This window comes from Kitasatospora sp. A2-31, from assembly GCF_022288725.1.
GTDB lineage: Bacteria > Actinomycetota > Actinomycetes > Streptomycetales > Streptomycetaceae > Kitasatospora.
Map to the genome: position 1 here is coordinate 210,560 of NZ_JAKNTA010000007.1, position 18,240 is coordinate 228,799.

At 72.5% G+C, this 18,240-nt stretch carries 16 protein-coding genes and 1 other annotated feature (1 of these 17 running past the window's edge); of the genes, 13 read left to right on the top strand and 3 right to left on the bottom strand.

Annotated elements, in window-relative coordinates; translation table 11 throughout:
* Positions 1-80 precede the first annotated feature (80 nt).
* The gene (locus MCM47_RS41815) at positions 81-203 is read left to right on the top strand and encodes an SGM_5486 family transporter-associated protein (RefSeq protein ID WP_255752595.1); all 123 of its coding nucleotides are present in this window, start codon (positions 81-83) and stop codon (positions 201-203) included.
* Between the two features lie 171 nt (positions 204-374).
* Positions 375-902, top strand: a complete 528-nt coding sequence (locus tag MCM47_RS21200) for a histidine phosphatase family protein (RefSeq protein WP_238863230.1) — start codon at positions 375-377, stop codon at positions 900-902.
* Between the two features lie 91 nt (positions 903-993).
* On the opposite strand, the gene serB is transcribed toward MCM47_RS21200, so the two are convergent.
* Positions 994-2,256 (bottom strand): phosphoserine phosphatase SerB, encoded by a 1,263-nt coding sequence (serB, locus tag MCM47_RS21205; RefSeq protein WP_238863231.1) that lies wholly within the window; start codon positions 2,254-2,256, stop codon positions 994-996.
* A 298-nt stretch (positions 2,257-2,554) separates the two neighbouring features.
* Between serB and MCM47_RS21210 the strand changes: the two genes are divergently transcribed.
* The 3 genes from MCM47_RS21210 to MCM47_RS21220 all read left to right on the top strand — a co-directional run bounded on the left by MCM47_RS21210 (position 2,555) and on the right by MCM47_RS21220 (position 7,192).
* Positions 2,555-5,152 carry an FHA domain-containing protein gene (locus MCM47_RS21210; RefSeq protein ID WP_238863232.1) on the top strand — a complete coding sequence of 866 codons (2,598 nt, stop codon included), beginning with the start codon at positions 2,555-2,557 and terminating at the stop codon, positions 5,150-5,152.
* A 179-nt stretch (positions 5,153-5,331) separates the two neighbouring features.
* Positions 5,332-6,543, top strand: a complete 1,212-nt coding sequence (locus tag MCM47_RS21215; RefSeq protein ID WP_374209183.1) for a GAF domain-containing sensor histidine kinase — start codon at positions 5,332-5,334, stop codon at positions 6,541-6,543.
* Positions 6,536-7,192, top strand: a complete 657-nt coding sequence (locus MCM47_RS21220) for a response regulator transcription factor (protein WP_238863233.1) — start codon at positions 6,536-6,538, stop codon at positions 7,190-7,192. Before MCM47_RS21215 ends, MCM47_RS21220 begins: the two co-directional genes overlap by 8 nt.
* A 93-nt stretch (positions 7,193-7,285) precedes the next feature.
* On the opposite strand, the gene MCM47_RS21225 is transcribed toward MCM47_RS21220, so the two are convergent.
* Positions 7,286-8,089 (bottom strand): hypothetical protein, encoded by an 804-nt coding sequence (locus tag MCM47_RS21225; RefSeq protein WP_238863234.1) that lies wholly within the window; start codon positions 8,087-8,089, stop codon positions 7,286-7,288.
* 148 nt (positions 8,090-8,237) lie between these two features.
* On the opposite strand from MCM47_RS21225, the gene MCM47_RS21230 reads away from it, so the two are divergent.
* The 7 genes from MCM47_RS21230 (at position 8,238) to MCM47_RS21260 (ending at position 14,671) form a co-directional block, all read left to right on the top strand.
* A complete protein-coding gene (locus MCM47_RS21230; protein ID WP_238863235.1) occupies positions 8,238-9,029 on the top strand; it encodes an ABC transporter ATP-binding protein in 792 nt (263 codons plus the stop codon).
* A 219-nt stretch (positions 9,030-9,248) separates the two neighbouring features.
* The gene (locus tag MCM47_RS21235) at positions 9,249-9,671 is read left to right on the top strand and encodes an NfeD family protein (RefSeq protein ID WP_238863236.1); all 423 of its coding nucleotides are present in this window, start codon (positions 9,249-9,251) and stop codon (positions 9,669-9,671) included.
* Between the two features lie 10 nt (positions 9,672-9,681).
* Positions 9,682-10,728, top strand: a complete 1,047-nt coding sequence (locus MCM47_RS21240) for an SPFH domain-containing protein (RefSeq protein WP_238863237.1) — start codon at positions 9,682-9,684, stop codon at positions 10,726-10,728.
* A gap of 301 nt (positions 10,729-11,029) precedes the next feature.
* Positions 11,030-11,788 carry a sulfite exporter TauE/SafE family protein gene (locus tag MCM47_RS21245; RefSeq protein WP_238863238.1) on the top strand — a complete coding sequence of 253 codons (759 nt, stop codon included), beginning with the start codon at positions 11,030-11,032 and terminating at the stop codon, positions 11,786-11,788.
* A 64-nt stretch (positions 11,789-11,852) separates the two neighbouring features.
* Complete coding sequence (locus MCM47_RS21250; RefSeq protein WP_238863239.1) at positions 11,853-12,029, top strand: DUF1272 domain-containing protein; 177 nt, start codon at positions 11,853-11,855, stop codon at positions 12,027-12,029.
* Between the two features lie 59 nt (positions 12,030-12,088).
* Entirely contained in the window at positions 12,089-12,391 is a 303-nt protein-coding gene (locus tag MCM47_RS21255; RefSeq protein ID WP_238863240.1) for a 4a-hydroxytetrahydrobiopterin dehydratase, read from the top strand.
* 150 nt (positions 12,392-12,541) lie between these two features.
* A complete protein-coding gene (locus MCM47_RS21260) occupies positions 12,542-14,671 on the top strand; it encodes a PQQ-binding-like beta-propeller repeat protein (RefSeq protein ID WP_238863241.1) in 2,130 nt (709 codons plus the stop codon).
* 110 nt (positions 14,672-14,781) lie between these two features.
* On the opposite strand, the gene MCM47_RS21265 is transcribed toward MCM47_RS21260, so the two are convergent.
* A complete protein-coding gene (locus MCM47_RS21265) occupies positions 14,782-15,315 on the bottom strand; it encodes an HNH endonuclease (RefSeq protein WP_238863242.1) in 534 nt (177 codons plus the stop codon).
* Between the two features lie 426 nt (positions 15,316-15,741).
* Here MCM47_RS21265 and tyrS point away from each other — a divergent pair, with 426 nt between their 5' ends.
* Positions 15,742-17,010: a tyrosine--tRNA ligase gene (tyrS, locus tag MCM47_RS21270; RefSeq protein ID WP_238863436.1), complete on the top strand. Its 1,269-nt coding sequence runs from the start codon at positions 15,742-15,744 to the stop codon at positions 17,008-17,010.
* Between the two features lie 683 nt (positions 17,011-17,693).
* Positions 17,694-18,240, top strand: a sequence feature (mutual gap in cmsearch alignment for this rRNA model is longer than 100); it runs 704 nt beyond the window's last position.

The window sequence follows — 18,240 nt, forward strand, 5'->3', positions numbered from 1 at the left end:
GCGGGGCCGGGGCCGGGGCCGCCCCCGACCGGGCCGGGGGCGGTGGCGGGCGGTCGCGTTCGGGATGGGAGAATCCGGTCATGCCCGTACTCGAACCGAACCCCACCGACGGCCACAAGAAGCTGGGCCGGCTCGCCGCGACGATCGGCGGCATCGTGCTGGCGCTCGTCATCGTCGCCATCGTGGCGAAGAACCTGGGCTGACCGGAGCACAGCCGCGGTACCCGCGGTGACCGGCCGCACCCGCGGTGACCGGCGGCCGTCCACCGGGCCAAGTCCCGGCGAACGGCGCATGATGGCACCCTCCACCCCTGCGAGTGGCGGCAACCGGGAGCATCGCGCCGCGGAGCGGCTTTTCTGCCAAGCTTGCTGGGTATGAGCGCCGACACGCCCCGCAGGATCATCGTTCTCCGCCATGCCAAGGCCGACTGGCCCAACGGCGTCGACGACCACGAGCGGCCGCTGGCCGACCGGGGCCGCCACCAGGCCCCGGAAGCCGGCCGCTGGCTGGCCGATTCCGGCATCAACCCCGACTACGTGCTCTGCTCCGACGCCCTGCGCACGCGCGAGACCTGGAAGCTCGCCGCGCACGAGCTGCCCAAGCGCTCCCGCAAGACGGTGTACGACAAGCGGATCTACGAGGCCAGCCCCGGCGAGATCATCACCGTCCTCCAGGAGACCTCGGACGACTACGCCGACCTGGTGCTGGTCGGCCACAACCCCGGGGTGCTCGGGCTGACCCAGGTGCTGGCCGGCGACGAGGGCGACCGGGACGCGCTGGAACGGCTGCGGCTGGGCGGCTTCCCGACCGCGGCCATCGCAGTGCTCAGCTTCAGCGGCTCGTGGAAGGGCGTCGAGCCGGGCGTGGCCGCGCTGGTCTCGTACTACACGCCGCAGGACTGAACGCGGCGGGCCCGCGCCGGCGACGGGTCGACCGGAACGGGGGAGGGGCGCGCGGATCATCCGCGCGCCCCTCCCGCCCGTTCGGCTGCGGCTACTCGGTCGGCGTGCCGTCGAGCGCGTCGGCCGCCTCGACCTCCTCGCGGGTGATGCCCAGCAGGTAGAGCACGGTGTCCAGGAACGGCACGTTCACCGCGGTGTCGGCGGCCTCCCGGACGACCGGCTTGGCGTTGAACGCCACACCCAGCCCGGCCGCGTTCAGCATGTCCAGGTCGTTGGCGCCGTCGCCGATCGCCACGGTCTGCTCCAGCGGAACCTTGGCCTGCTCGGCGAACCGGGCCAGCCAGCGCGCCTTGCCCGCCCGGTCCACGATCTCGCCCACCACCCGGCCGGTGAACCTGCCGTCCACCACCTCCAGGGTGTTGGCCGCCGCGAAGTCCAGGCCCAGCTGCTCCACCAGGTGGTCGGTGACCTGGGTGAACCCGCCGGAGACCACCGCGACCTGGAAGCCCAGCCGCTGCAGGGTCCGGATCAGGGTGCGCGCGCCCGGGGTGAACCGGACCTCGGCGCGCACCTTCTCGGTCACCGAGGCGTCCAGGCCGGCCAGCAGCGCGACCCGGGCGCGCAGCGACTCGGCGAAGTCCAGCTCGCCGCGCATCGCAGCGGCCGTCACCTCGGCGACCTCCTGCTCGCAGCCCGCGTGGGCGGCGAAGAGCTCGATCACCTCGTCCTGGATCAGCGTCGAGTCGACGTCCATCACCACCAGCCGCTTGGCCCGGCGCTCCAGCCCGGCCGCCACCACGGCGATGTCCACGCGCTGGGTGGCCGCCTCCTGGGCCAGCTCGGCGCGCAGCTGCTCGGTGGCCACGCCGGAGACGGCCAGCTCGACCGCCGTCACCGGGTACTTGGCCAGCCGGAAGACGCGGTCGATGTTGCCGCCGGCCCCGGTGATCCGCGAGGTCAGCGCCGAGACCGCCGAGGCGGTCAGCGGGTGGCCCAGCACGGTGACGTGCGAGCGGCCCTCGCGGCGCGGCCGGTTGTCGCCGGTGCCGGAGATGATCTCGGCCTGGAGCTTCTGCTCCTCGGCCCAGCGGTGCACCGTCGAGCGCAGCTCGCCCTCGGCACCGGGGGCGCCGGCGGCCGGCGGGGTGACCAGGGCGCACAGCGTTATCCGGCCACGGGTGACGACCTGCTCGATGTCGATCACGTCGACGTCGAACCCGGCCAGCGTGGCGAAGAGCCCGGCGGTGATGCCGGGGCGGTCCTTGCCGAACACCTTGACGAGCAGGGTGCGCTCGTCCTCGGTCCGGGGCTGCGGGGCGGGGAACGGCTCGACGGCCAAGGGCGATGCGTTCATGATGCCTCCCACGCTACCGGGCGTCCGGCGGGGCCACGGCACCCGTCCGCGTCGTGGACCGGTCGGGCCGGAGGTGGTGGAGGGCGTGCGCATGATCGTGGTGACCGCGTGGTTGCGCAGAGGTGACATCGGGGAGCGGTGGCGGGGGCGTCCGCGAATCGTTGCCGCCTGGTCACAGTCACCGGGGGTGACTTTCACCAACGGGCGGCGGGCTGGAATGATTCCCCCGTCAGATTGCAGGACACCGCCCCGGTCGGGGGCCGAAATCGGGGGACCGAGAGAGCGGGGCAGGCGCGCAGTGCCGCAACTCGTCATTGAGATCAACGGACAGCAGCGGACTCTGGAGCCGGGGCGGTCCTACACCATCGGGCGCAACCCGCAGTCGGACTTCCCGTTCGACGACGCGCGGGTTTCCTGGCACCACGCCACCATCTCCTTCAACGGGGCCGGTTGGCAGCTGGACGACCACGGGAGCACCAACGGCACCTACACCGGCGGTGCCCGCACGCAGCAGGCCCAGCTCTTCCCCGGCGCGGTGGTCAACCTCGGCAACGCCGAGAACGGACCGCGCCTGGGCTTCTCGGCGCCGGCCCAGGCCGCCGCGCCGGCCCCCGCCTGGCACGAGGCCGCGACCAGCCGCAGCCACGTGCCGGGACCGCAGCAGCAGGCGCCCGTGCAGCAGCCGTGGGCCCAGCAGCCGCCCGCGCAGCAGCAGCCGTTCCCCCCGCAGGCCCAGCAGCAGTGGGGCGGCCAGCAGCCGCCGCAGCAGCAGCCCTTCCCGCAGCAGGGCTTCCCCCCACAGGCCCCGCAGCACGGCGCCTTCCCGCAGCAGCACAGCCCGCAGCAGCCGGCCCCGCGGCACGACGGCGGCCCGCAGCCCACGATGATCCGCAACCTGACCGCCGGGATGAACACCGTCCGGATCGGTCGCGCGCTCGACAACGACATCGTGGTCTCCGACCTCCAGGTGTCCCGCCACCACGCCGAGCTGCGCCAGCTGCCCGACGGCCGCTACGAGATCGTGGACCTCGGCAGCCACAACGGCATCTTCCTCAACGGCCAGCGCGTCCAGCGCCAGCTGATGGGCCCGCAGGACCGCCTGACCGTCGGTCACTCCAGCTTCGTCCTGGTCGGCGACCAGCTGCAGGAGTTCGTCGACACCGGCGCCGTCTCCTTCTCGGCCCGCCACCTGACCGTCGAGGTCGACTTCAAGAGCGGCAAGAAGGTCCTGCTCAACGACGTCAGCTTCGGCGTCCCGGAGAAGTCCCTGGTCGCGGTCATCGGCCCGTCCGGCTCCGGCAAGTCGACCCTGCTGCGCGCCCTCACCGGCTACCGCCCGGCCGACCGCGGCGACGTCCTCTACGACGGCCGCAACCTGTACAAGCAGTTCGCCGAGCTGCGCTCGCGCATCGGCCTGGTGCCGCAGTCGGAGATCCTGCACAAGGAGCTGACCGTCCGCACCGGCCTCAAGTACGCGGCCCGGCTGCGCTTCCCCGGGGACACCGAGGCCCGCGAGCGCGAGGCCCGGATCGACGAGGTGCTGTACGAGCTGCGCCTGGACAAGCGCGCCGACAACAAGATCACCGCACTCTCCGGCGGCCAGCAGAAGCGCGTCTCCGTCGCCCTGGAGCTGCTCACCAAGCCGTCGCTGATCTTCCTGGACGAGCCCACCTCGGGCCTGGACCCGGGCATGGACCGCGAGGTCATGCAGATGCTGCGCGGCCTCGCCGACGACGGCCGCACCATCCTGGTCGTCACCCACTCGGTGGCCGAACTCGCGCTCTGCGACCGGCTGCTGGTGATGGCGCCGGGCGGCTCGGTGGCCTACTTCGGGCCGCCGGACGAGGCGCTGCACTTCTTCGGGTACGAGACCTGGGCCGACGTCTTCCAGGCCTTCGAGAACTACCCGGACCACGACTGGGCCGGCCGCTACCGCGGTTCGGTGCACTACCAGCAGTACTCCGCCCCCACCGTGGAGGCGGGCGAGGTGCAGCACGTGCAGGTGGCCCAGGAGGCCGTCCGGCCGCCGAAGCCGCAGAGCTGGGGCTCCCAGCTGTGGACGCTGATGCGGCGCTACATGTCCGTGCTCGCCTCGGACCGCGGCTTCCTCGCGCTGTCGGTGCTGCTGCCCGCGGTCATCGGCGCGGTCAGCGTGCTGATCCCCAACGCGGCGGGCCTGGCACCGAACCCGAAGAACCAGCTCGGGATCAACAGCGGGGCCGCGACGATCATGCTGATCCTGGCGATCGGCGCCTGCTTCTCCGGCGCCGCCAACTCGGTCCGCGAGTTGATCAAGGAACGCGCCATCTACGAGCGAGAACGAGCCACCGGGCTCTCCCGCTCGGCGTACATGATGTCCAAGATCATCGTGCTGGGTGTCTTCAGCGTGATCCAGGGCGCGATCATCTCCGCCGTCGGCTTCCTGCCGCGCAAGCTCCCCGCGCACGGCCTGATCGTCAAGGACCTGCCGATCATCGAGATGACCGTCGGCATGATCCTGCTGAGCTTCGCCGCCATGATGTTCGGCCTGATGATCTCCGCGCTGGTCAAGACCGCCGAGAAGACCATGCCGCTGCTGGTCATGTTCGCCATCGTCCAGGTCGTCTTCACCGGCTGCCTCTTCCAGATCTTCAGCAAGCCCGGTCTGGAGCAGGTCGCCTGGCTGATGCCGGCCCGCTGGGGCACCGGCATGGTCGCCACCACGCTCGATCTCTCGCACCTGCTCGGTCCGTGGAACAAGGACTTCAACCACCCCGACTACGACCCGCTGTGGGACCACAGCGTCGCCCAGCTGCTGATCGACGCCGGCGCCCTGGTGGTGATCTCGGTCGTCCTCGGCATCATCATCACGCGCCTGCAGCGCCGCCACGAGCCCGAGGTCATGCAGAAGGGCTGAGCCCTTCACCGCTCGGCCCTTCACCGCTCGCACACCGGGGGCGGCCCTTCCCGGCGCCGGGAAGGGCCGCCCCCGGCGTTTCCCTCCCCGGCGGGCCCCACGGCCTAGGTCTGCGGTCCTGCGACCCGCACACCCCCCGACCGAAGCGGGCGCCGGGCGGGCGGCGGTAGTTTGGCGGTATGTCCACCCCGCCCACCGCCCACCTCCTGGTCGGCCCGCCCTCCGGCGGTCCGATGCCCGCCTGCGACCCCTGCCTGGCCGGCATCGAGGCGGTCAGCCGGGCCCTGCTCGCGATGAGCCGCCACCTGGAGGTGCGCGAGGTCCTGCGCCGGATCACCGCCTCCGCCCGCGGCCTGCTCGGCGCGGAGTACGCGGCCCTCGGCGTGCCCGACGACCACGGCGGCTTCGCCCAGTTCGTCGTCGACGGCATCACCGACGAGCAGTGGAAGGCCATCGGCCCGCTGCCCCGTCAGCACGGCGTCCTCGCCACGATGCTCCACGAGACCGGCCCCACCCGGCTCACCGACGTCCGCCGCGCCCCCTCCTTCGGGGGCTGGCCCGCCGCCCACCCGGAGATGGACGCCTTCCTCGGGATGCCGATCCTGGACTCCGACGCCGCCGAGGACGAACCGCAGGTCATGGGCGTCATCTTCCTCGCCAACAAGCGCGGCGGCGGACTCTTCACCGACCACGACGAGGAGCTCCTGCGGATACTCGCCGCCCACGCCGCCCTCGCCCTCTCCAACGCCCGCCTCTACGAGCGCAGCCGCGAACTCACCCTGGCCGGCGAACGCGCCCGGATCGCCCACGACCTGCACGACGCCGTCTCGCAGAAGCTCTTCTCGCTGCGCCTCACCGCCCAGGCCGCCGCCAAGCTGGTCGACCGCGACCCGGTCCGCGCCCGCGCCGAACTCGCCGAGGTCGCCCGGCTCGCCGCCGAGGCCGCCGACGAGCTGCGCGCCGTCGTCGTCGAACTGCGCCCCGCCGCCCTGGAGGAGGACGGCCTCAGCGCCACCCTCGCCTCCCAGGTGCAGGTCCTCGACCGCGCCCACACCGCCGACGTCGCCTTCACCGCCGACGGCGTCCGCGCCCTGCCCCCGGCCCAGGAGGCGGCGCTGCTGCGGGTCGCCCAGGAGGCCCTGCACAACGCGCTGCGCCACGCCGACGCCCGGCGCGTCACCGTCACCCTGGCCGGCACGCCCGCGCGCGGCGCCGTCCTGCGGGTGCGCGACGACGGCCGCGGCTTCGACCCCGAGTCGGTCCGCCGGGCCGGCCGCCACCTCGGCCTGGCCTCGATGCGCGACCGCGCCGCCGCCGTCGGCGGCACGCTCACCCTGGACTCGGCCCCCGGCAGGGGGACGCTCGTCGAGATGGAGGTCCCCGGTGCCTGACACCACGCCGTCGATCCGCGTCCTGCTGGTCGACGACCACCAGGTGGTCCGCCGGGGCCTGCGCACCTTCCTGGAGGTGCAGGACGACATCGAGGTGGTCGGCGAGGCCGCCGACGGCGCCGAGGGCGTCGAGCGGGCCCGCGAGCTCGACCCGGACGTCGTCCTCATGGACCTCAAGATGCCCGGCGTCGACGGCATCGAGGCGCTGCGCACGCTCAAGGGCGAGGGCAGCCGGGCCCGGATCCTGATCGTCACCAGCTTCACCGAGCACCGCACGATGGTCCCCGCCCTGCGGGCCGGTGCTGCCGGCTACGTGTACAAGGACGTCGACCCGGAGGCGCTGGCCGGTGCCATCCGCTCGGTCCACGCCGGCCACGTGCTGCTCCAGCCCGAGCTGGCCGAGGCCCTGCTCGCCGACGACGGCCCCCGCCCGCCGCAGGGGCGCGGCGGCAGCCTGACCGAGCGCGAGCGCGAGGTCCTCGGCCACCTCGCCGACGGCCGCTCCAACCGGGAGATCGCCCGGAGCCTGCACCTGTCGGAGAAGACGGTGAAGACGCACGTCTCCAACATCCTGATGAAGCTGGACCTCGCGGACCGGACGCAGGCGGCACTGTGGGCCGTGCGCAACGGCGCCGTGCGGCAGGACTAGGCCCCGGGCACGTCCGGCACGTCCGGCACGACCGGCACGACCGTCCGGACAGGGTCCGGCGGCAGCCGCACGGCGCCGGCGGGTGGACGCGGGTCAGCGGTCCTCGCGCTCGTCGACGAGGGCGTTGTAGGCGGCCACCTGGGCCCGCCGGGCGGTGCGCCACAGCGGCGCCAGGACGGACTGCCGCGCCGCCATCTCGGACGCGCTGACGGCGGCGCCGTGGCCGCCCGAGGCGATCGACAGCAGCGCCGACACCTGCCGGGCCGACTCGAGCACGCGCACGGCCCGCGGCGGGTAGCCGGGCGCCAGCAGCTCGGCGTGGCCGCGCCGCCGGTACGCGTCCAGCGCACGCAGCGCCTCCGGCCCGGCACCGGCCACGTCGAGCCGGGTGAGCAGGACGGTCGCCTCGCGCAGCCCGTCCGCCAGCTCGCGCTCGGCCTCCTGCAACGACGGCACGTCGGCCGGCGGCGCGTCGGTCACCTCGGAGCACCGCCACAGCACCGTCGCCGAGCGGTCCCCGGCCGGGCCGAAGACCTCGATCTCCGGCACCAGCCCGAGCGGCACCCCGACCGCCAGCACCGCCTCGCCGGCGCCCATCGCCCGCTCGTTGAACGGCGCCGGGCCGGTCAGCCCCAGCGGGTGCCCGGCGGTCGGCAGGGCCAGCCGCAGGCCCTTCACGCCCAGCACCCGCAGCCGCCCCAGCGCCCAGGTCAGCCCGTGCTGCTCGCCGGGCGCGTCCCCGGGCAGCCCGGTCACCCGGTGGCTGTCGTCGGACCTGAGGACGGCCGCGGCGGCGTCGTCGGGCGCCGCCAGCCCGGCCAGCACGGCGTTGCCCCAGGCGGTGAGCCGCCCCGAACGGGGCTCTTCGTACGGATTGTCGGCAGGAGTCGCGAGCATCCGGCCAGCCTACGGAATCGGCGGTCATCCGCGTGGCGTAGGTTTGCCCATGCGTGTGCGGCGCACCCACTCCGTGCCACCCGGCCGCCGGGGTAGGCTGCCCGCCCGCACCGACGGCCGTGATTTCTGTTTTGGGGAAGGCGTAGGCATGAGCGACGTGCTGGAGCTGGTGGACGTATCCGTGGTCCGGGAGGAGCGCGCGCTGGTCGACCAGGTCTCGTGGTCCATCTCCGAGGGCGAGCGCTGGGTGATCCTCGGCCCCAACGGCGCCGGCAAGACCACCCTGCTGCAGATCGCCTCCTCGTACCTGTTCCCGACCGCCGGCAAGGTGACCATCCTGGGCGAGAAGCTCGGCGAGATCGACGTCTTCGAGCTGCGCTCCCGGATCGGCCTGGCCGGCGCGGCCATGTTCGACAAGCTGCCGGCCGAGCAGACCGTCCTGCAGACGGTGCTCACCGCCGCGTACGGCATGACGGTCAGCTGGCAGGAGAAGTACGAGCAGTCCGACGAGTCCCGGGCCCTGGCCCTGCTGGACCGGCTCGGCATGGCCGGCATGACCGCCCGCAAGTTCGGCACCCTCTCCGAGGGCGAGCGCAAGCGCACCCTGATCGCCCGCGCCCTGATGACCGATCCCGAGCTGCTGCTGCTGGACGAGCCCGCCGCCGGCCTCGACCTCGGCGGCCGCGAGGACCTGGTGCGCCGCCTCGGCGCGCTGGCCCAGGACGAGTTCGCGCCGGCCATGGCGATGGTCACCCACCACGTCGAGGAGATCGCCCCCGGCTTCACCCACGTCCTGATGATCCGTCAGGGCAAGGTGCTCACCGCCGGCCCGATCGACACCGAGCTGACCGCGCGCAACCTGTCGAAGTGCTTCGGCCTGCCGCTGACCCTGGAGCGCCACGGCGACCGCTGGTCGGCCCAGGGCCTGCCGCTCGGCTGAGCCACCGCCGGTCGCCGCCGCGGCCGCTGACCGGCCGTCGGCGAGCCCGGCCCGCACTCCCGCCGGACCTCGTGGCACCCCCGCGGGCCCCCCTCCCCGGCCCGCGTCGGGGCGCCGAACGCCGCCGATCCGGAAACCGGTCGCACGCGCGACCGGTTTCCGCCCCTCCACCTGCGGGAACTGTCCGCCTCGAAGGCCCGCCCTCCCTAGGATGGACACGTGGACAGCTGGATCTGGTGGCTCCTGGCCGCCGTCGGCCTCGGCATACCGCTGGTGCTCACCGCGATGCCGGAGTTCGCCATGTTCGCGGTCGGCGCGCTCGCCGCCGCCGGCCTGGCCGGCCTGGGGGCCGACGTGGTGTGGCAGGTGCTGGCCTTCGTCGCGGTCTCGACCGGGCTGCTGGTGGTGGTGAGGCCGATCGCCTACCGGCAGTTGCAGAAGGGCCCGCAGGTCAAGATGGGCATCGAGGCGCTCCAGGGCGCCACCGCGGTCGTCGCGGAAACCGTCGACGGGGAGGGCGGACGGATCAAGCTCAACGGCGAGATCTGGTCGGCCCGCGCGCTCCACCCCGGCAGTGTGTACGAGCCGGGGCAGCAGGTCGACGTCGTCGAAATCCAGGGCGCGACCGCCCTGGTCGTCTAGGGGAGAGTCCGTGGAACCCGTCCTTATCGTCCTGGTCGTCCTGGTCGTGGTGGCATTCATCGCGCTGATCAAGACGATTCAGGTCATCCCTCAGGCCAGCGCCGCGATCGTGGAGCGCTTCGGCCGCTACACCCGGACGCTCAACGCGGGGCTGAACATCGTCGTCCCGTTCATCGACCGCGTGCGCAACCGGATCGACCTGCGCGAGCAGGTCGTGCCGTTCCCGCCGCAGCCGGTGATCACCCAGGACAACCTGGTCGTCAACATCGACACGGTCATCTACTACCAGGTCACCGACCCGCGCGCCGCCACCTACGAGGTCGCCAGCTACATCCAGGCGATCGAGCAGCTGACCGTCACCACGCTGCGCAACATCATCGGCTCGATGGACCTGGAGTCCACCCTGACCTCCCGCGAGGTCATCAACGCCGGCCTGCGCGGCGTGCTGGACGAGGCCACCGGCAAGTGGGGCATCCGCGTCAACCGCGTCGAGCTCAAGGCGATTGAGCCGCCGACCTCCATCCAGGACTCGATGGAGAAGCAGATGCGCGCCGACCGCGACAAGCGCGCCGCGATCCTCACCGCCGAGGGCCAGCGGCAGGCGCAGATCCTCAAGGCCGAGGGTGAGAAGCAGGCCGAGGTGCTCAAGGCCGAGGGTGAGGCTCAGGCCGCGGTGCTCCGCGCCGACGGTGAGGCCGCCGCCATCCGGACCGTCTTCGAGGCCATCCACGACGGCGACGCCGACCAGAAGCTGCTCGCCTACCAGTACCTGCAGACCCTGCCCGAGCTGGCCAAGGGCGACTCGAACAAGCTCTGGATCATCCCGAGCGAGGTCGGCGACGCGCTCAAGGGCCTCGGCGGCGCCTTCACCGGTCTGACCGGCAACGGTGGCGTGAACGGCGGCGCCGTGGCGGCCCCCAGCGCCGCCGCACCGGCCGCGACCCAGGTCCCACTGGACCCGGCGGCCGGTCCGCGCCCGCTGGACACCGACACCAAGGGCGCCGCCCGCCCCCGGGTCGACCCGGCCCGCGAGTACCGCAAGATCGACCCGGAGTGACCGGTCCGACGGGCCGGTCGACGGCCTGACCGGCCGACCGCCCGTGCGGCGCGGGCCCGCTCCCATCCGGGGGCGGGCCCTTCGCCGTTCCCGCGGACCCCCGTGTCCCGGCCGGGCGTCCGGGCCCGTTCGCGGGCCGGGTGTGCGGGCCGGGTGCGCGGGCCCGGGTACATGGGCTCGGTACATGGGTTGGGTAGGCGGCGGGCGTGTGGTGTGCGTCCCGAATGATGGGCGGGTCTGGTAGGCCGCGCCCGCGGTCCGGCATGATCGCCTCGGACAGGACCGAGACGAGAGGTGGCCCATGACGCTCTGGGAGGCGATCGCCGTCCTCGCGGCGGGCGTCGGAGCCGGGATGATCAACGTGATCGTCGGCTCCGGAACCCTGATCACGTTCCCCGTCCTGCTCGCCGTCGGCATCCCGCCGGTGACCGCCAACGTCTCCAACTCCTTCGGCCTGGTACCCGGTTCGCTCAGCGGCGTGATCGGCTACCGGCGCGAGCTGGCCGACCAGGGCCGCCGGCTGCTGCGCCTCGGCACCGCCTCGCTGCTCGGCGGGCTGGTCGGCGCGGTGCTGCTGATCGAGCTGCCGAGCGCCGCCTTCGACGCGATCGTGCCGGTGCTGATCCTGCTGGCCCTCGTCCTGGTCGTGATCCAGCCGAGGGTGGCCAAAGCGGTCGCCGCGCGCCGCCGTCCCGGCGGCGACCCGGACGGCGGTGCCGCACTGCTCGCCGGCGTCTTCCTCACCGGCATCTACGGCGGCTACTTCGGCGCCGCCCAGGGCGTCCTGCTGCTGGCCCTGATGGGCATGCTGCTCCAGGAGGAACTGCAGCGGATCAATGCCGTGAAGAACGCGCTGGCGATGATCGTCAATGCCGTCGCCGCCCTCTTCTTCCTGTTCACCTCGACGGTCGACTGGGCCGCCGCCGGCCTGATCGCGGCGGGCTCGCTGGTGGGCGGCTTGGTCGGGGCCAAGGTGGGCCGCCGACTGTCGGCGCCGGTGCTGCGGGGCGTCATCGTGGTGGTCGGCCTGACCGCCGTCACCAAGCTGCTGATTGGCTGATCGACCGTCACACCTCGACCGGTGCACCGCTGCACCGTCGTACCGACCGACCCCGGAGGACGTCATGGCACTGGAGATGCGTGAGATCTGCGAGCGCTGCGAGGTGTCGCTGACCGCGGACGGCCCCGCCTCCATATGCTCCTACGAGTGCACCTTCTGTCCGGACTGCACCGGCGCCATGGCCGGCCGCTGCCCCAACTGCGGCGGTGAACTGGTGCCGCGTCCGCGCCGGAGGGCCTGACGCCCCGCGCCCCGTCGCGGGCGGTGCCACCCAAACACTCCGACCCCAGGAGCGGTCCGATGAGCAGCAGAGCACGCCTGACCGAGGACGAGATCGCGGCCGCGATGGCCGGCCTGCCGGAGTGGACCCGGGACGGCGACACCATCACCCGCACCGCCGACGCCCGGGACTTCCCGGCGGCGATCAGGGTGGTCGTCGCGGTCGCCGACGAGGCCGAGAGCCTGGACCACCACCCCGACATCGACATCCGCTGGCGCACCCTCCGGTTCGCCCTCTCCACACACAGCGCCGGCGGCCTGACCGCCCTCGACTTCACCCTCGCCGCACGCATCGACGAGGCCCTGCGCGCCGAGTCCGCCTGACCGCGGAGGTCGGGCCCCCGTTCCGGCGCGCCCTCGCTCCCGTCCCGCCCCGTGTGGGGGCCCGGTCCCTTCTCCCGGGGCGGAACGGGACGCTCCGGGTGGCGTGAGATGCTGGCCCCTCCACGGCGGGCGGCGGGAGGGACGGAACGGATGGCTCAGGATCCCCTCGGCGGCGCCCAGCAGCAGCCCTGGTACCCGCAGCAGACGGACCGCCGGCAGGACCGGCCCGCGACCGACCCGGGGCAGGAGCCCTGGCAGGGGAGCGGCCCGTACGAGGCCGCCACCGGGTACGAGGCCGGCGACGGGTACGGGAGCGGCGCCGGGTACGGGAGCAGCGCCGGGTACGGCGACGCGCAGGACGCCTACGGGCGCGGACCCGCGTACGGGAACGGATCCGGGTACGGGAACGGATCCGGGTACGGGAACGGATCCGGGTACGGACAAGGCCCGTACGGCCAGGAGTCGTACCAGCAGGGCGGTCACGGCGAGCAGGGCTTCGGAACGGCCGGCCACGGCACGGCCGACTACGCGGCGCCGGACGGGCAGACCGGGTACGGGCAGACGGTCTACGGACAGGGCGTCTACGGGGCAGGCCAGCAGCCGTACTACCAGTACACCGACTACGAGCAGCAACAGCAGCAGTACGCCGCCTACGCCGTCCCGCAGCAGCCGGCCGGGACCGACCTCTACGCCCCCGCGGGCGCCGAGTACTCCGCCGACGGCTACCTGCTTCCCGACCCCGAGCAGGAGTCCGAGCCCGCAACGGGCGTCGGTCAGCACGGCGACCGGGACTCCGACCGGGACTCCGACCGGGACGACGAAGGCCTGGACCAGGACCCAGCCACCGGGCGTGGGAGCGGCGCCGGCGGCTCGACCGGGCCCGCCGCCGGGCCGGCCGGCACCGGCGACGCCCGGACCGGCCTCGCAGCCAGGGCCCGGGCCGCCGCCGACTCGGTGGTCTCCGCCGAGCACGCGCCGAGCCGGCGGTCCCTGGCGATCCGGGCGGGTGCGGGCGTCGCCGCGCTCGGCGTCCTGCTCGCCGCAGCCCTTCTGGTGGCCACCGAGGACGGCGGCACCGGCTCCGCCGACGGCACCGGCAGCGAGCCGGGCTTCGCCGTCGCCCACGCCAAGGCCTGGTCCGCCCAGCCGGCCGGTGCTCTCCAACCCGGCACCGACGACACCCTGGTCGGCAGCTGGCTGCTGTCCGACGCGGTGGTGCGCGCCGATGCCACCGGCGTCCACGCCTACGACCGGGCGGACGGAAAGCCCACCTGGTCGGTCGAGCCCCCGGCCGCCGGCGCCGTTCCCTGCGGGCTGTCCCCGAGCGTCAACGCGGCCGGCGTCGGCGCGGCACTGTTCCGGCCCCAGGCCGACCCCAAGAGCCCCTGCACGTCGGTGGTCGCCGTCGACACCAAGACCGGCAAGACCGCCTGGACCAAGTCCGTCACCGACGCCAAGGGCGCGTACAGCGCCCACGTCGGCGTCACCGAGGACAAGGTGATCGCCGTGGGCGACGACCGCGCCGTGGCCTGGGAGTCCGCCGACGGGAACGACGTCTGGCAGTACACCGGACAGGGCAAGTTCTGCAGCCTCTCCGGCGGCGCCGCGGGCAAGACCGTGGTGATCGCCAGCAGCTGCGCCGACTCGACCCCCGCCGACCAGGCCGTCGCGCTCAACACCGCCGACGGCAAGGTGAGTTGGTGGCGCGGGCTGAACAACCAGCCGAAGACCGTCACGGTGCTCTCCGCCGAGCCGGCGGTCGTCCTCACCACCGGCGAGAAGCCCACCGACGACAAGGTCTTCGCCTGGGGCGCCTCCGGCGATCCGGCCGCCGAGATCCCGGTCGCCGCGGGGGAGGGCCGGCTGGACGTCGGCCACGGTACGTTCTCGGCCACGCCCGGGGTGTTCTTCCAGGATCGGACGATGGTGACCATGCTGGTCCCGGTGAGCGCCGGCGGCCCGGTCTCGGTGGTCGGCTACGACCTTGACACCGGGCAGCAGCGGTGGAAGACCGCCGCGAGCGAGAAGGGCGAGGTCCGGGCGGTCGGCGTCGACGGCAGCGCGCTGCTCCTCGCCGTCGACGAGCGCCGCGACCAGCCCGCCCACCTCAGCCGCTTCGCCCTGGCCGGCGGCCAGGAGAGCGTCGGCGGCAACTTCCCGCAGGGCACCGGCTCGCTGCTGGTCTCCGGCCGGGTGCTCGTCGGCGGCGGCCAGGTCGTCGCGGTGCCCGAGCACGCGGCCAACTTCGGCACCGCGGCCGGGTACCAGGCCAAGGGCTGAGGCCCGGCACCCGGCCGCACGGCCCGCGTCCCGGCGCGCTGTCCCGGTGTCCCTGCGTCCCGGTGTTCTTGCATCCCGGTGTGCGCGCGTCCCGGCGTGCAGCGCGTCAGCTAGGCGGCGGAGGGCGCGGGCACGACCGGGGCGGCCGGGAGCCAGTCGGCCAGTTCCCGGACCTCCGAGCCGCGCAGGCCCAGCGCCATCATCAGAGTGGCCTGCGGCGTCGGCACGAACGGCTTGCGCAGCAGCCGCATCCCCGCCTGCTCCGGCGTCCGGTCGGCCTTGCGCTGGTTGTCCTCGGCGCACGCGGCGACGGTGTTCATCCAGCTGTCCGCCCCGCCGCGCGACCTCGGCTGCAGGTGGTCCACCGTGGTGGCCCGGCGCCCGCAGTAAGCACAGAGGTGCTGGTCACGGACCAGGACACCGCGACGCGACCACGGGGCCTGTTGTCGGAACGGCACCCGTACGTACCGTTGCAGTCTGATCACCCGGGGCACCGGCACGGTCACCCCCGTACCGCGGACCGTGCGCAACGGATGCGCCTGCTCGACCACTGCCTTGTCCTGGAGCACCAGGACGACGGCACGCTGGAGCGACACCGTCGTCAGGGGCTCGTAGCTTGCATTCAGAACCAGCGTGCTGCGCACCTCGGCCAACCCTTTCCACGGGCGTGCCACGGCGGCACGACCGTCCCCACACACGTCACTGCCGCCGCGCGGCGGTGGGACCACTCTGAAGGGGCTCCGGGCCGACGAACAACGGAATTTCCGGTGTCGGGCAAGGGCGGGGGCCGTGCGGTGGCGGAGTAGCGGCGGACCTGTGGCGATGCGGCGGCGGGCCGTCGGACTCGCTGTGGCCGCACCGTCGATGTGGGGACACCCGCGGCGCGCGCACCGGTCGGGGGCCGGTGCGCGCGCCGGCCGCGCGGGGCCGGTGGACCCCGACCGGCCGCCTCCGCGGAAACTCGCTGGCCGGGACCGCGTAGGCTCTACACGCTGGAGTCGTTCCGCACCGGGGCCCGACCGAACCGGGCCCGCAGCGGGCGGACGCCCGATCGAAGGAGAAGCGTGACCGTGACGGACATCGTCGACGAGCTGCGGTGGCGTGGGCTGATCGCCCTGTCCACCGACGAGGACGCACTGCGCAAGGCGTTCGCGGACGGCCCGGTCACGTTCTATTGCGGCTTCGACCCGACGGCCCCCAGCCTGCACCTCGGCAACCTGGTGCAGATCCTCACCATGCGCCGCATCCAGCAGGCCGGCAACCTCCCGCTCGGCCTGGTCGGCGGCGCCACCGGCCTGATCGGCGACCCGAAGCCCACCGCCGAGCGCGTCCTCAACGACCCCGAGACGGTGGCCGCCTGGGTCGACCGCCTGCGTGGCCAGATCTCGCGCTTCCTCGACTTCGACGGCCCCTACGCGGCGCGCATGGTCAACAACCTGGACTGGACCTCCGGGTTGTCCGCGATCAGCCTGCTGCGCGACGTGGGCAAGTACTTCCGCGTCAACAACATGATCGCCAAGGAGGCCGTCGCCCGACGGCTCAACTCCGACGCCGGCATCAGCTACACCGAGTTCAGCTACCAGATCCTCCAGGGCATGGACTACCTGGAGCTGAACCGCCGCTACGGCTGCACCCTGCAGACCGGCGGCAGCGACCAGTGGGGCAACCTCACCGCCGGCACCGACCTGATCCGCAAGGCCGACGGCAAGTCCGTGCACGCGCTGGCCACGCCGCTGATCGTCAAGGCGGACGGCACCAAGTTCGGCAAGACGGAGTCCGGTACGGTCTGGCTCGACCCCGAGCTGACCACTCCCTACGCCTTCTACCAGTTCTGGCTGAACGCGGACGACCGCGACGTCTCCAACTTCCTGCGGATCTTCAGCTTCCGCTCGAAGGAGGAGATCGAGGAGCTGGAGCGCGAGACCGCCGAACGCCCGGCCGCCCGCCTCGCCCAGCGCGCGCTGGCCGAGGAGCTGACCACCCTGGTGCACGGCGCGGACCAGTACGAGCGCGCGGTCGCCGCGTCCAAGGCCCTCTTCGGCCAGGGCGAGCTGGCCGACCTGGAGGCCCCGACCCTGGCCGCCGCCCTGGCGGAGGTCCCGAAGGCCGAGGTCACCGAGCTCCAGTCGATCGTCGACCTGCTGGTCGCCGTCGGCCTGGCGCCGAGCCGTTCGGCCGCCCGCCGGACGGTCAAGGAGGGCGGTGCCTACCTCAACAACGTCAAGGTGACGGACGAGGAGGCGGTCCCGACCGAGGCGGATCTGCTGCACGGCCGGTGGCTGGTGCTGCGCCGCGGCAAGCGCAACCTGGCCGCGGCCGAGCTGGTCGCCGCCGGCTGAGCACGGCGCATACGGCTGGGCACGGCTCGGTGCTCGACCGGCCATGGCCGAAACTGCATAGCCCCTGACCTGGGGCTCACGACATGGGGGACCGGATCTGGACAGATCCGGTCCCCCATGTTTGACGCCGCCCTCCGACTGGCCTAGTGTTGGACGAGTCGCTGGAAGCGGGCAGGTACCTGGACGGCCGAAAGGCCGGCGCGGACCAGCCAGAGCGATCATCACAGTAAGCAAGTCCTACTTTCATTCGATGCCCATTCATTTGGGTTGGTCGGCGTTCCCGTCGACCGGTGGAAGTCGGGAATTTCGGGTCCATCCCGGAATGCGCTAACGTGGAGGTCGCCGCAGAAAGCGGACCTGACCGGCCAGGGTCGGATGAATGAAACTCCGGAAAACGGAGCGGAAATCGTCTGATAAGCTGGAAACACGAAAGAACGAAGCGCCCGGAGGGCCGGTGTGAAAGCCGCCTGAAGGAAGCGTCCGTTCCTTGAGAACTCAACAGCGTGCCAAAAGTCAACGCCAGATATGTTGACATCCCCGGCCTCAGATTCTCTGGGGTTGGAGATTCCTTTTGAAATAACACAGCGAGGACGCAGTGCGCGGGGCCGCCCTATTCCGGTGGTTGCCGTGCCGCTCAACGCGAGTGTGAACCGGCCCTGTTCAATGTCGGGGCCGAGTAATCATTCACGGAGAGTTTGATCCTGGCTCAGGACGAACGCTGGCGGCGTGCTTAACACATGCAAGTCGAACGGTGAAGCCCTTCGGGGTGGATCAGTGGCGAACGGGTGAGTAACACGTGGGCAATCTGCCCTGCACTCTGGGACAAGCCCTGGAAACGGGGTCTAATACCGGATATGACCTTCCTCCGCATGGGGGTTGGTGGAAAGCTCCGGCGGTGCAGGATGAGCCCGCGGCCTATCAGCTTGTTGGTGGGGTAATGGCCTACCAAGGCGACGACGGGTAGCCGGCCTGAGAGGGCGACCGGCCACACTGGGACTGAGACACGGCCCAGACTCCTACGGGAGGCAGCAGTGGGGAATATTGCACAATGGGCGAAAGCCTGATGCAGCGACGCCGCGTGAGGGATGACGGCCTTCGGGTTGTAAACCTCTTTCAGCAGGGAAGAAGCGCAAGTGACGGTACCTGCAGAAGAAGCACCGGCTAACTACGTGCCAGCAGCCGCGGTAATACGTAGGGTGCGAGCGTTGTCCGGAATTATTGGGCGTAAAG